The 12,092-nt window shown below is 69.2% G+C and carries 14 protein-coding genes; 8 read left to right on the top strand and 6 right to left on the bottom strand.

Features of this window, described 5'->3' with window-relative positions:
- Positions 1-28: 28 nt before the first annotated feature.
- Both ACWEOI_RS32110 and ACWEOI_RS32105 read left to right on the top strand, forming a co-directional pair.
- A complete protein-coding gene (locus ACWEOI_RS32110; protein WP_357096273.1) occupies positions 29-1,006 on the top strand; it encodes a class I SAM-dependent methyltransferase in 978 nt (325 codons plus the stop codon).
- 19 nt (positions 1,007-1,025) lie between these two features.
- Entirely contained in the window at positions 1,026-2,186 is a 1,161-nt protein-coding gene (locus ACWEOI_RS32105) for a THUMP-like domain-containing protein (protein ID WP_452362021.1), read from the top strand.
- Positions 2,187-2,189: 3 nt separating this feature from the next.
- On the opposite strand, the gene ACWEOI_RS32100 is transcribed toward ACWEOI_RS32105, so the two are convergent.
- A complete protein-coding gene (locus ACWEOI_RS32100) occupies positions 2,190-2,588 on the bottom strand; it encodes a TIGR03618 family F420-dependent PPOX class oxidoreductase (protein WP_433671836.1) in 399 nt (132 codons plus the stop codon).
- Positions 2,589-2,707: 119 nt separating this feature from the next.
- Here ACWEOI_RS32100 and ACWEOI_RS32095 point away from each other — a divergent pair, with 119 nt between their 5' ends.
- Complete coding sequence (locus ACWEOI_RS32095; RefSeq protein WP_357279973.1) at positions 2,708-3,142, top strand: MarR family winged helix-turn-helix transcriptional regulator; 435 nt, start codon at positions 2,708-2,710, stop codon at positions 3,140-3,142.
- A gap of 3 nt (positions 3,143-3,145) precedes the next feature.
- On the opposite strand, the gene ACWEOI_RS32090 is transcribed toward ACWEOI_RS32095, so the two are convergent.
- The gene (locus ACWEOI_RS32090) at positions 3,146-3,625 is read right to left on the bottom strand and encodes a MarR family winged helix-turn-helix transcriptional regulator (protein ID WP_452362020.1); all 480 of its coding nucleotides are present in this window, start codon (positions 3,623-3,625) and stop codon (positions 3,146-3,148) included.
- A gap of 38 nt (positions 3,626-3,663) precedes the next feature.
- Between ACWEOI_RS32090 and ACWEOI_RS32085 the strand changes: the two genes are divergently transcribed.
- A complete protein-coding gene (locus tag ACWEOI_RS32085; RefSeq protein ID WP_452362019.1) occupies positions 3,664-4,155 on the top strand; it encodes a MarR family winged helix-turn-helix transcriptional regulator in 492 nt (163 codons plus the stop codon).
- Here the strand turns inward: ACWEOI_RS32085 and ACWEOI_RS32080 are convergent.
- On the bottom strand, positions 4,136-5,476 hold the full coding sequence (locus ACWEOI_RS32080; RefSeq protein WP_452362018.1) for an outer membrane protein assembly factor BamB family protein: 1,341 nt from the start codon (positions 5,474-5,476) through the stop codon (positions 4,136-4,138). The two genes, ACWEOI_RS32085 and ACWEOI_RS32080, sit on opposite strands and share 20 nt — an antisense overlap.
- A gap of 162 nt (positions 5,477-5,638) precedes the next feature.
- On the opposite strand from ACWEOI_RS32080, the gene ACWEOI_RS32075 reads away from it, so the two are divergent.
- Genes ACWEOI_RS32075 through ACWEOI_RS32065 form a run of 3 tightly spaced genes read left to right on the top strand, consistent with a single transcriptional unit; the run spans position 5,639 to position 7,423 of the window.
- Complete coding sequence (locus ACWEOI_RS32075) at positions 5,639-6,385, top strand: acyltransferase (protein ID WP_433671840.1); 747 nt, start codon at positions 5,639-5,641, stop codon at positions 6,383-6,385.
- A gap of 30 nt (positions 6,386-6,415) precedes the next feature.
- Positions 6,416-6,949: a DUF1697 domain-containing protein gene (locus ACWEOI_RS32070; RefSeq protein ID WP_452362017.1), complete on the top strand. Its 534-nt coding sequence runs from the start codon at positions 6,416-6,418 to the stop codon at positions 6,947-6,949.
- 39 nt (positions 6,950-6,988) lie between these two features.
- Entirely contained in the window at positions 6,989-7,423 is a 435-nt protein-coding gene (locus tag ACWEOI_RS32065; protein ID WP_433671842.1) for a cupin, read from the top strand.
- An 85-nt stretch (positions 7,424-7,508) separates the two neighbouring features.
- On the opposite strand, the gene ACWEOI_RS32060 is transcribed toward ACWEOI_RS32065, so the two are convergent.
- From ACWEOI_RS32060 to ACWEOI_RS32050, 3 genes are read right to left on the bottom strand one after another with little or no spacing between them, the layout of a single operon-like run.
- Positions 7,509-8,771, bottom strand: coding sequence for a glycosyltransferase (locus ACWEOI_RS32060; protein ID WP_433671843.1), 1,263 nt, complete (start codon positions 8,769-8,771; stop codon positions 7,509-7,511).
- The gene (locus ACWEOI_RS32055) at positions 8,768-10,321 is read right to left on the bottom strand and encodes a glycoside hydrolase family 57 protein (RefSeq protein ID WP_357279412.1); all 1,554 of its coding nucleotides are present in this window, start codon (positions 10,319-10,321) and stop codon (positions 8,768-8,770) included. The genes ACWEOI_RS32060 and ACWEOI_RS32055 overlap by 4 nt, the downstream gene beginning before the upstream one ends.
- Positions 10,318-11,100 carry a methyltransferase domain-containing protein gene (locus ACWEOI_RS32050; RefSeq protein WP_433671845.1) on the bottom strand — a complete coding sequence of 261 codons (783 nt, stop codon included), beginning with the start codon at positions 11,098-11,100 and terminating at the stop codon, positions 10,318-10,320. Before ACWEOI_RS32050 ends, ACWEOI_RS32055 begins: the two co-directional genes overlap by 4 nt.
- A 190-nt stretch (positions 11,101-11,290) precedes the next feature.
- On the opposite strand from ACWEOI_RS32050, the gene ACWEOI_RS32045 reads away from it, so the two are divergent.
- Complete coding sequence (locus ACWEOI_RS32045) at positions 11,291-12,076, top strand: electron transfer flavoprotein subunit beta/FixA family protein (protein WP_357096241.1); 786 nt, start codon at positions 11,291-11,293, stop codon at positions 12,074-12,076.
- Positions 12,077-12,092: the final 16 nt, after the last annotated feature.

The raw sequence follows: 12,092 nt of genomic DNA, 5'->3' as shown, positions 1-12,092 counted from the left end.
CACCGGGCTATTCATTAGGCTTGCCTGCATGACAGTTGGTCCTGAAGACCCCGCGCCGAACCCGCACGCCACCGAGGCCGAGGTCCAGGCCGCGTATAGCGACAACAAGCTCGCCCAGGTCCTGTATCACGACTGGGAAGCCGAGACCTACGACGACAAGTGGTCGATCTCGTACGACGAGCGCTGCATCGAGTACGCCAAGGGTCGCTTCGACGCCGTCGCGCCCAGTACCGAGCTGCCCTACGAGCGGGCCCTCGAACTCGGCTGCGGCACCGGCTTCTTCCTGCTGAACCTGATGCAGGCGGGCGTGGCCGAGCGCGGCTCGGTCACGGACCTGTCGCCGGGCATGGTCAAGGTCGCCACCCGCAACGGCCAGAACCTGGGCCTCGACGTCGACGGCCGCGTCGCCGACGCCGAGACCATCCCCTACGAGGACGACACCTTCGACCTGGTCGTCGGCCACGCCGTGCTGCACCACATCCCCGATGTGGAACTCGCGCTCAAGGAGTGCCTGCGCGTGCTGAAGCCGGGCGGTCGCTTCGTGTTCGCCGGTGAGCCGACCACCATCGGCAACATCTACGCGCGTCGCCTGGGCCAGGTCACCTGGAAGGTCACCACCACGGTCACGAAGCTGCCGTTCCTGAGCGGCTGGCGTCGCCCGCAGTCCGAGCTCGACGAGTCCTCGCGCGCCGCGGCCCTCGAGGCCGTCGTCGACCTGCACACCTTCGACCCCTCCGACCTGGAGAAGATGGCCCGCAGCGCGGGCGCCGTCGAGGTGCAGGCCAAGACCGAGGAATTCGCCGCCGCCCTGTGGGGCTGGCCGGTCCGCACCTTCGAGGCCGCCGTGCCCGAGGAGAAGCTGACCATCGGCTACCGCATGGCCCAGTACAAGGCGTGGCTGGCGTTCTCCGCCCTCGACGAGAAGGTGCTGCGCCACGTGGTGCCCCGCCAGTTCTTCTACAACGCCATGATCACCGGCGTGAAGCCCGGCGCGTCCGCCAAGTAGGCCGACTCCGCGAAACCCCGTGGGCTACGCCTTCACTCGCGACGACATCGCCTACCTCTCCAGTGCCGCCGGCGCGGCGGCCCTGGCCGAGGTGGGCGATTTCGCGCTTTCCTCCGCCTCGCTCCTCAAGGATCTGGAGCGCATCCGCCGCGGGCACGGCGACCGGTCCGCGGCCCTGGTCGAAACCGTCCGCCTGCGCCGCCGGGCCACCGTCAAACTGGCCGGCGCCGGGGACTGGCTGTTCACCGACGACGCCCTCCAGCAGGCGACCCCGTCGGCGGTGGCCGCGCAGCGCGCCCAACGGCTGGCCGGGCGCACCGTGCACGACGTCACCTGCTCGATCGGCGCGGAACTCGCCGCGCTCGCGGCGGTCTGTCCCGCCGTCATCGGCAGCGACCTCGACGACATCCGGCTGGCCATGGCCGCGCACAACGCGGGCGCGCGAAATGTGTTGCTGGCCAAGGCCGACGCGCTGGTTCCGTGCAGCACCGCCGAGGTGGTGATCGCCGATCCCGCCCGCCGCGCCGATGGCCGCCGCACCCACGATCCGGCCAAACTCCAGCCGCCGCTGCCGGATCTGCTCACCGCCTACTCCGGTCGCGACCTCGCCGTGAAGTGCGCTCCCGGACTGGATTTCGACACCCTGGGCTGGTCGGGCGAGGTCGAGGTGGTCTCCCTCGACGGCGCGGTCCGCGAAGCCTGCCTGTGGTCACCGGGTCTCACCGAACCGGGCGTCACCCGCCGCGCGACGGTCCTGTCCGCGACGGCCGATCCCTGGACCCTCACCGACACCGCCCCCGACGACATCCCCGAACGCGAGCCGGGGGAGTGGATCATCGATCCGGACGGCGCCGTCGTCCGCGCGGGCCTGGTCCGCCACTACGCCGCGAAACACGGCCTGTGGCAACTGGATCCCCGCATCGCCTATCTCACCGGCGACCAGGTTCCCGACGGCGTCCGTGGCTTCCGCGTCCTGGACCGCATGGAATTCCGCGAGAAGCCCCTGCGCGCCGAACTCCACCGCCGCGACTGCGGCCCTCTCGAAATCCTCACCCGCGGCGTCGATATCGACCCCGACGCCCTGCGCGCCCGCATCAAACCCCGCGGCTCGGTGCCGCACTCCCTCGTCGTCACCAGAATCGGCCGCGCCGCAACGGTTTTCCTCTGCGCGACCCCGTAGGGCTCAGCCCTGATAGGTCGCGTGGGTCGGCCGCATCACCAGCACGACACGATCGGGGTGGTCGCCCACGGGCTTCTCGTAGGGGAGTCCGTAGCGCTGCGCGAGGACATCGAAGAACTCTCCCTCGGTATCGGTGTCGACGCGTTCGACGACGCCCCGGACCTCCAGGTAGCGGTACGGCGCCTCGGGATCGTTGATGCTGACCGCCACGTGCGGGTCGCGGGCGGTATTGCGGTGCTTGGCCCGGGTCGTCGTGGTGGTGAAGCGCAGGAACTCCCCGTCCCAGATCTGCCAGATCGGGGTGACCTGCGGGGTGCCGTCGGGATTCAGCGTGGCCAGGTGCGCGAACAGGGGCCGGGTGAGCAGGTCGGTGTACTTCTCGGGAATCACGCTGTGGGACATGCGCATGCCTTTCGAGACGGTAGAGATGACATTGGAATACGAGAGCGAAGATAGATTAGAGCTCTAATGATAGTCAAGGTTCGAACAAGGGGGTGGGTTATCATGCCGGGGTGACGTCGATGCCGGTCGAAGAGCGCCTGGGGACCTATATCAAGCGCGCCGAGCAGGCGCTCATGGGCGCGAAGAACGCCGCCCTCAAGCCCGCGGCCGTGACCATCCCGCAGTACGCGGCCCTCTACGTCCTCAGTGAGAACCCGGGCATCTCCGCCGCCGAACTGGCCCGCCGCTGCGGCGTCACCCCGCCCACCATGAACACGGTGCTCACCAATCTGCGCGAGCGCGGCCTCATCGAGCGCACGCCGCACGAGTGGCATCGCAATGTGCTGGAGACCCGGCTCACCGACGAGGGTCGCAAGGTCATGCGGGCGGCCGACAAACGCGCGGTCCCGGTCGAACGGGCGCTCGCGGCGGAGTTCACCGCGGCCGAGCGCGCCGCGCTCATCGACCTGCTCGAGCGGGCCGCCACCGTCCTCGAATCGGTCCGCCCGGACTGATCGCTACCGGGCGTCGTCCGGCCGGTCGGCGGTGGCCGTCTCGAAGTCGGCGACGAATCGGGTGAGCAGCCGGGCGAATTCGGTGCGGTCGCGGTCTGGCCAGCCGGCGGTCGCGGCATCGAGCGCGGCCTGCCGATTCGCGTGGGCGCGGTCCAGGGTCGTGCGCGCGGAGGCGGTGAGGTACAGGTGGACGCGTCGCGCGTCGACCTGATCGGCCCGTCGTTCCACGAGACCCTCGGCGACCGCCCGCGCCACCAGCCGGCTGGCCCGCGGCTGGTCCACGCCCAGGGCGGTGGCGATATCGGTGACCACCACCTCGCCCTCCCGGGCCTCGACGGCGTCGAGCACGCCGAACAGGGTCGGATCCACGGCCGGGCCTCCGGCGCGGGCCGCGAGCCTGTTCAGTGCGCGCCGGCTCTGGCTGCGGCGAATGGCCACCATGGCGCGCTCGATGGCGACGATCGCGGGGTCGCTGTCCTTCACCCTTGTCATTCTACAATCGCTTGTTAAAATACATACACATGTACTTTTACAAGTATTGGGAGACGATCATGTCCGACGCACCGAAGTTCCTGGGCTACTGGCTCAAGCACATCGACCAGACCCTCGAAGGTAATTTCGCCGCGTTCCTGGCCGCCGAGGGCCTGCTCCGCCGCCACTGGCAGACCCTGCACACGCTCGCCGACGGCCCGCTCGACACCGCGGGCCTCGATGTCGCGCTGTCCCCGTACCTCGACGCCCACGACCCCACGGCCGCACCGTATGTCGGCGCGCTGGAGGGTCGGGACTGGGTCGCCCGGGACAACGCGGGGACCTACGCGTTGACCCCGGAAGGCGTCGCCGCGCACGCGAACCTGTGGGAGCGCATCCGGATTCAGCGCGCGGCCGCCACCGAGGGCCTCAGCGCCGACGACTACGGCACCTTGCTGGACCTGTTGCGGCGGGTCGCGGCCAATGTCGACGCCTACGCGCTGACGCTGCGCGCGGACGGGGCTACTTCGTCTCCGGCTTGAACACGAACAGCTCGCCGATCCGGGTGGCCACCACGACCTCGCCCTTGCTGCCCACGGCGGTCGCCACGGTGGTGCCCTCCGCGCCCGGAAGATCGTTGGACTGCACCGTCGCGCCATTGCGGGTGTCGAAGGTGACCAGCGTCAGTTTGTCCCCGATCGGGGCCACCGTGTAGCCGGTGCCGCCCGCGGTCTGGACCGGGCGGCCGCGCAGTTCGAGATCCTTGCGCTCCCAGGCGATCTCGGCCGTGTCGCCCTGATCGCGCAGTGCCATCAGGTGGCCCTCGTCGCCGGCGGGCACCAGCAGGCCGTCCGCGACGGAGATGCCGCCCCGCGCCGGGAAGCCCAGGTCCCGAGTCCATTTCGTCTTGCCGGTGGCGGCGTCGATGGCGATCAGGCGGTTGGTGTTGTCGCCGACGTAGACCGTCGAGCCGTCGGCCGAGAGCGCGGGACTGGTGGCGCTGCCCTGTTCGAGCAGCTTCGCGTCCCAGTCGACGCGGACCTCTCTGCCGTTGTAGGTGAGCGCCACCAACGCGGCCTGACTGTCACCGGGCTTCCACACGGTCGCGTAGAAGCGGCCCGACTTCTGGTCCACCGCGGACACATTCGCGATCGGGCACTGCGGTCCGCCGGTGGCGCAGTCGTCGAGGCCCTGCCCGTCCGGCGGCCGGCTCAGCGACGGGTTGGCCAGGAAGTCGGGTTCGCCGAGCAGCTGGAAGGTCGGGACCTGGCGTTCGCCGGTCTGCCGGATCAGGACGTCCACCTGTCCGGACTGGGTGACCGACAGGACCTTCCCGTCCCCGGTGAACTGCACCGACACCGGCGTCCCGGCGGCGGGGGTGCGCCAGCGCGGCTGACCGAGGTTGTTGAACGACTTCACCGCGCCGTCGTCGCCGACGTACACGTTGCCGCTGCCGTCCACCGCCGCGCCGCCGTCGACGGCGCTGGGACCCAGTGGATTACAGAAACGCTTACGGCCCGTCGGCATCTGGAACGACACAATGTTGCAGCCGGTGGCGCGGGTGGTGACGTACAGCTGCCCGTCGCCGCCGATGGTGACCGGCTGCGCGACCGGACCGCCCACGGGCCGAGACCAATTCAGCGCCAGATTCCGTGACCCGGTGACCGAGCTGGACCCGCTGTTGCGGGCATCCCCGAACGCCATCGGCCAGCCCTTGCCGGGACCGACGCCGATATCGTCGACCTTGGTACTGCCGTACGCGCACCCCGTCAGTGCGAACAGCCCGGCGCCCGCGAGGGCCAGCACCTTGGACCCGGTGCTCGAGCGTCGATCACGTCCGGTCCGCCGCCTGCCGTTTCGCACCTGCTGGTGTCCCTTCTGCCAGTACGGAAGTCTGAGGATTGTCGCCGGGTTGCCACAGCCGGGCCCCTGCCGTTGCCGCAGCCGGAGCACAGCCTACTTTCGTGCCCGTGGAAGGGGACGGATACCCTCGTTGAAACGACCGGTGAACACAGGGAGTAGTTCGTGACGAGCATGTGGGGCGCACCGCTGCGCTCGCGTTGGCGGGGTTCGCGCCGCCGGGATCCGGAGCAGGCCCGTTTCCTCACGCCCGCGTCTCTGAAGTGGGCCCTCGCCAATCGCGCCTACACGCCCTGGTACCTGGTGCGCTACTACCGGCTGTTCAAGTTCAAGATGGCCAACCCGCACATCGTGCTGCGCGGCATGGTCTTCCTGGGCAAGAACGTGGAGGTCCACGCCACCCCCGAGCTGTCCCGGCTGGAGATCGGCCGCTGGGTGCACATCGGCGACGGCAACGCCATTCGCTGCCACGAGGGTTCGCTGCGCATCGGCGACAAGGTGGTGTTCGGCAAGGACAATGTCGTCAACACCTACCTCGACATCGAGATCGGCGAGTCGACCCTGGTCGCCGACTGGTGCTACATCTGCGACTTCGACCATGTCACCGACGACATCAACCTGCCCATCAAGGATCAGGGCATCGTGAAGTCGCCGGTCCGCATCGGCCCGGACACCTGGATCGCCGCCAAGGTCACCGTGCTGCGCTCCACCCGCGTCGGCCGCGGCTGCGTGCTGGGCGCGCACGCCGTGGTCAAGGGCGACTACCCCGACTACTCCATCTGCGTCGGCGCGCCCGCCCGGGCCGTGAAGAACCGCAAGGAGACCTGGGACGCCGCCGCCGAGGCCCGCGCCGCCCATCTCGAGGCGCTCGCCGACATCGAACGCAAGAAGAGCGGCGTCGCAGCCTCCTGACTGTCACCCCGCGCAGGTAGGTTCACGGCCATGCACCGCTACGCCGCCTTCCTGCGCGGGATCATGCCCACCAACCCCAATATGCGCGGCGAGAAGCTGCGCGGCGTCTTCGAGGGGTTGGGTCTCGAGAAGGTCAGCACGCTGCTGGCGAGTGGCAACGTGGTCTTCCGGACCGACGACACCGACGTGGCCGCCCTGGAATCGACCATCCAGCAGGCGCTCACCGCCGAACTGGGCATCCCCGGCGGGACGCTGATCCGCACGCGGGCCCAGCTCCAGAAGCTGGTCGACTCCGATCCCTACGCCGGTCTCACCCACGGCCGCGAGACCTATCTGACGGTCACCTTCGTGCGCGAGCACCCGAAGTCCATCCCCGATTTCGAGGGCTCCGCGGTCCGCGTCGTCCGCTACGACGAGCCCGCCGCCGCTCTGCTCACCGTCATCGACAACACCGATCCCAGCACCACCGGCTTCATGTCCACGATCGAGAAGGCCTGGGGCAAGGACATGACCACCCGCACCTTCCTGACGGTCCAGAAGACCCTGAAAAAGATGGACGCCTAGGGGTTCTCGCCGACCGGTGGCGCGCGATAGCGTGGCCGGGTGACTCTCGGTTCTCGAGCTGTACTGGCCGCGCTGGCGTCCTGCGCGTTGGTCGGGTCCTTCGCGGCGACCGCGCACGCGACACCGTCCGACGGCGTCACGGGGGTGATCATCTCGCGCACCACGATCGGGGACACCGACTACATTCTGCGCGAAATCACCATCGTCCCAGGCGGTTCCACCGGCTGGCACTATCACGACGGGACGCTGTACGCGGTCCTGCGTCAGGGCGAGCTGAGCCATTACGGACCCGATTGCGCGATCGATCAGGTCGGCGGGGCGGGGACGGCGTTCGTGGAGCGGGCCGGGACCGGCAATGTCCATCTGGAACGGAATCTGGGGACCGAGTCGCAGATCCTCGACGTGCTCTATGTGCTGCCCGCGGGGAGTCCGCTGTCGGAGGACGCGCCGAATCCGGGCTGCTCGTTCAACTGACCCGGGTCGGATCCGAGCCTCGGATTAGAACTCGTTCCAATTCGAGGCGCAGACGTGCCCGAGGGAAAAACCCGAGCGTCACCGCTCAGTACGGCTGGTTCGGATCCCGTTCCGGCAGTGGACGTTCCGAGATGACCGGACGGCCGACCGGGTTGCGGACCCGGCGCTTGGCGCCCTGGTAGACCAGCGCGGTCTCCTGCGCCACCACATCCCAGGCGAAGTCGGCGGTGAGGCGCTCGCGGGCGGCCCAGGCGCGCTCCTGCGCGGCGGTCGCGTCGTCGAGCACCGAGATGACCGCTTCCGCAACGCCGTTCACGTCGGCCGGTTCGAACGAGGCGCCGGTGACGCCGTCGGTGACCAGGTCACCGAGCCCGCCCGCGGTGGAGGTGATCAGCGGGGTGCCCGCGGCGGCGGCCTCGAGGGCCACGATGCCGAAGGGCTCGTAGCGGCTGGGCAGCACGATGGCGTCGGCGCTGTGCAGCCAGCCCAGCAGATCGGTGTGGTCGAGCTTGCCGATGAAACTCACCGCGCGCGCGACGCGGTGGGCGCGGGCGCGCTCACGCAGCCAGTCGAACTGGGTGCCGATACCGGCGACCGTGAGCGTGGCGCCCGGATGCGCCTTGCGGATGCGCGGCAGCGCGGCGATGGCGTCCTGGATGCCCTTCTCGTATTCGAGCCGGCCCACGTACAGCAGCCGCGGCGGTCCGGAACGGGGGGCGCGTTCGCGGAAGGTCCACGCGCCCACGTCGATTCCGTTGCGGATCACCGTCATCGGCACCTTCTCGGCCCCGTAGAGCCGGTGCACCTCGTCCTTCATGGACTCCGAACAGGTGATGAGCGCGTCGGATTCGTGGGCCAGCCACCACTCCACCGAGTGCACCTGCCGGTTCACCCGACCCGAGACCCAGCCGCTGTGGCGGCCCGCCTCGGTGGCATGGATGGTCGACACCAGCGGCACGTCGTAGTACTCGGCCAGCGTGATCGCCGGGTGCGCGACCAGCCAGTCGTGGGCGTGCACCACGTCGGGGGTCCAGCCCTCGCCGATGCCCGGCTTGTTCAACGCGATCCCGGCCCGCACCATGGCGTGACCCATGGCCAGGGTCCAGGCCAGCATGTCCTCGCCGAAGTCGAACACCGGCGGATCCTCGGCGACCGCCACCACCAGGACGCCCTCCTCGATGAAGGAGTGCGTCGGGTGGGTGGTGGCGTCGGTGCCCATCGGCCGGCGCGCCAGCACGACGACTTCGTGCCCGGCGGCGGCCAGCTCGACGGCCAGGTGATGGACGTGGCGGCCCAGCCCACCGACTACGACGGGTGGGTACTCCCACGACACCATCAAGATCTTCATGCGGGTCCTTCTGAAGCGGGGCCGAGCCTGCGCGCATCGAGCGCGGGGAAGAGTCCGTCGGCCGCGTACCATCCTGCCGCCAACTGACCCGCTTTGGCGAGTTGCCCGGCCGTCACCGCGGCCGCGATCTCGCGCACGGCGTGCGAGTGCTCATGGGCTCGATCACGCGCGTACCCGGCCGCCGAATCCTTCGACACCATGAACGCCCAGTCGCTGGAGACGGCCAGGATCGCCTCCCGCAGCAGCTGGTCGGCAACCGTGTCGCGCAACCCGTATCGGGTGTTCTCGACCGTTCCGGCGTCCACCCGCATCTTGTCGAGGGTGTCCAACGCGAGCCGCACGACCTCGGCGTTCAGCTGGACCAGATCGGACACCTGGTCCCCGGCCCACACCCGCCAGTCCTTGCCCGAACCCCAGGAGGAATCGGCCAATTCGACGCGTTCGCCCACGTAGCCGCGGGCCCGCGCGTCCGCGAGGGTGCCGACGGTGACCCCGGCCTCGGGCAGTGCGCGCAGCACCTGCTCGAGCCACTGCGGGCCCTCGTGCCACCAGTGGCCGAACAATTCGGTGTCGAAGGCGGCGACCACGAGGGCGGGCCGGCCGATGCGCTCCGACTCCGAGATCAACCGTTCCCGCACGGTCGCCACGAAGTCGGCGACGTCCTTGCCGATGGCCGCCGAGGCGAGCTCGGGATCATAAGGAGCCTTGTCGGGACCCGACACGGTCTTACCGGTGACCCGCGCGGGCTTCAATCCGGTGGCGTGGTCATAGTGATGGAAATCACGGTAGTAGGGCTGTCCCGGGTACCCGGATTTCGGCGACCAGACGCGGTAGCTGACCGCGAGATCGCGGCCGAACGCCACCACATCCGAATCCCACACCGGCCGGCCGAGCGTGGTGTCGCCGCGCAGCGCGGGTCCGTCCACCATGAAGTGCGAGATGCCGACCTTGTCGTAGGTCTGCTCCATGCCCGGCGTGAACCCGCACTCGGGCGCCCAGATGCCCGACGGTGTGTGCCCCCAGCGCGCCCGCGCGTCCGCCAGGCCCTCGACCAGTTCGAACTCGCGCAGCCGCGGATCCAGCAGCGGCTGGAACGGATGCGACAGCGGCCCGCCCAGCAATTCGATGGCCTCGGCGTCGATGAGCTCGCGCCACACCGGCGAGGCGCCGTGCATCCAGCGGGTCTCGAAATCGTCGAGAGCGGCTGCGGCGAGCCGGTGTTCGTGCCGACCGAGCGCGACATTGCCCGCCATGGAGGCCTCGTCGGCGCGCAGCCGCCAGTTGCCCAGCCAGTGGTGCATGCCCTCGAGGCAGTGCGGGTCGTCCAGCTGCGCGGCCAGCACCGGCGTGATGCCCAGGCTGATCAGGTGCGAACGACCTTCGGCGGCAAGGGTTCTGAGCACTTTCGCGACGGGCAGGTAGGACGCGGCCCAGGACTGGTAGAGCCATTCCTCGCCGACCGGCCAGCGCCCGTGATGGGCCAGCCACGGCAGGTGCGAGTGCAGGACCAGCGTGAACTGGCCCGGCACCGGCGAATTCGCGTCCGTCACGGCTTCACCGCGACGGCCAGCAGGTCGAGGCTGGCGTCGATGTCGCGCTCGGAGTCGGCGAGCAGCGCGAAGTCGTCGATTGTCACCGCGGCCACGTCGGCGGCCAGGTCGGCGGGCCACGGCTCGCCCGCCAGCGCCCGCTCGATCTGCGCGTCGATGATCGACCCGCCCCACTTCTCGTCCAGCGCCACGAGTTCGGGCCCGTGGAAGATGCCCGCCATCAGTTCGACGGTGAAACCGGCCTCGACGAGCAGTTCGGTCATCTCGGCGGCATTGAGCTCACGCGTGTGGAACGGGTTGAGCGGGGTGTCGCGGCCGGGGGAGAAGGTGATCCGGTTCGGGGTGGAGATCAGCAGCTTGCCGCCGGGCCGCAGCACCCGCAGGCATTCGCGCAGGAATTGCGCCTGGTCCCACAGGTGTTCGATGACCTGGAAGTTCACCACGATGTCGACCGAGGCGTCGTCGAGCGGCAGGTCGGCCAGGTTGCCCTGCACCATTTCCACGCGCGGGTACTTGGCGCGCACGTGCGCGACCGCGCTGTCGTCGTAGTCGAGGCCGGTGACACGCGCGGCGACCCCGGCGATCATATTGGCCCCGTAGCCTTCTCCACTGCCCGCCTCGAGCACGACCTTGCCCGCGCAACGGTCGAGCATGCGCACGTAGGCGATCTCGTGGCGCCGGAACCAGTAGTTCTCCTCGGCGATGCCGGGCACCGTCCGCTCGCCGGTCAGCGGCAAGGGATCGGTGTGGTTTTCAACAGGTCTCACGGCCTCGCTCATTGCTCCGACGTTAGCGGTTGCGCATATCACACCCGCGACCGGATCAACCGATGCAGAAAGTCACACGCTAAGTTACCCACGAGTAACTTAACGTAGGGTAATCTCCCGAACGAGCTACTTGTGGACGTACGGCAAAACTCGTGCGACCGCCATACCCAGTGCCACCAGAACAGGAGGTCGACGAAGACCCATGCCGAACATCGTCGTACTGATCAAGCAGGTTCCCGACACCTGGTCCGAGCGCAAGCTCACCAGCGGGGACTACACCCTCGACCGCGAGGCCGCCGACGCCATCCTCGATGAGATCAACGAGCGCGCCGTCGAGGAGGCGCTGTTGATCAAGGAGGCGCAGGGCGGCGAGGTCACCGTGCTGGCCGCCGGCCCCGATCGGGCCACCGAGGCCATCCGCAAGGCCCTGTCCATGGGCGCGGACAAGGCCATCCACATCAACGACCCGGCCATCCACGGCTCGGACGCTGTGCAGACCTCCTACATCCTGGCCGCCGCGCTGGGCCAGATCGAGGGCATCGAGCTGGTCATCGCGGGCAACGAGGCCACCGATGGTCGCGCGGGCGCCGTTCCGGCGATCATCGCCGAGTACCTGGGCCTGCCGCAGCTGACCCACCTCCGCAAGCTGACCGTCGACGGCGAGCGCATCGCCGGCGAGCGCGAGACCGACGAGGGCGTCTTCAAGCTGGAGGCCACCCTGCCGGCCATCGTCTCGGTCACCGAGAAGATCAACGAGCCGCGCTTCCCGTCCTTCAAGGGCATCATGGCCGCCAAGAAGAAGGAAGTTCAGACCTTCACCCTGGCCGATCTGGGCGTCGACCCGGAGACCGTGGGCGTTGCGAACGCCGGCACCCAGGTGACCGGTGTGACCCCGAAGCCGGCGCGCACGGCGGGCGCGAAGATCGTCGACGAGGGCGAGGGCGGCAACCAGATCGCCACCTACCTCGTTGGTCAGAAGATCATCTAAGACCGCCCCCGAGCGA

The organism is Nocardia sp. NPDC004340 (assembly GCF_053602575.1).
This window is presented reverse-complemented; position numbering and strand designations above follow the sequence as displayed.

Bases quoted from the DNA above. Each gene is read 5' to 3' on its own strand.
- ACWEOI_RS32110 (WP_357096273.1), top strand. From the start codon at position 29: ATGACAGTTGGTCCTGAAGACCCCGCGCCGAACCCGCACGCCACCGAG.
- ACWEOI_RS32100 (WP_433671836.1), bottom strand. From the start codon at position 2,588: ATGTCCCACAGCGTGATTCCCGAGAAGTACACCGACCTGCTCACCCGG.
- ACWEOI_RS32095 (WP_357279973.1), top strand. From the start codon at position 2,708: ATGCCGGTCGAAGAGCGCCTGGGGACCTATATCAAGCGCGCCGAGCAG.
- ACWEOI_RS32085 (WP_452362019.1), top strand. From the start codon at position 3,664: ATGTACTTTTACAAGTATTGGGAGACGATCATGTCCGACGCACCGAAG.
- ACWEOI_RS32070 (WP_452362017.1), top strand. From the start codon at position 6,416: ATGCACCGCTACGCCGCCTTCCTGCGCGGGATCATGCCCACCAACCCC.
- ACWEOI_RS32060 (WP_433671843.1), bottom strand. From the start codon at position 8,771: ATGAAGATCTTGATGGTGTCGTGGGAGTACCCACCCGTCGTAGTCGGT.
- ACWEOI_RS32050 (WP_433671845.1), bottom strand. From the start codon at position 11,100: ATGAGCGAGGCCGTGAGACCTGTTGAAAACCACACCGATCCCTTGCCG.
- ACWEOI_RS32045 (WP_357096241.1), top strand. From the start codon at position 11,291: ATGCCGAACATCGTCGTACTGATCAAGCAGGTTCCCGACACCTGGTCC.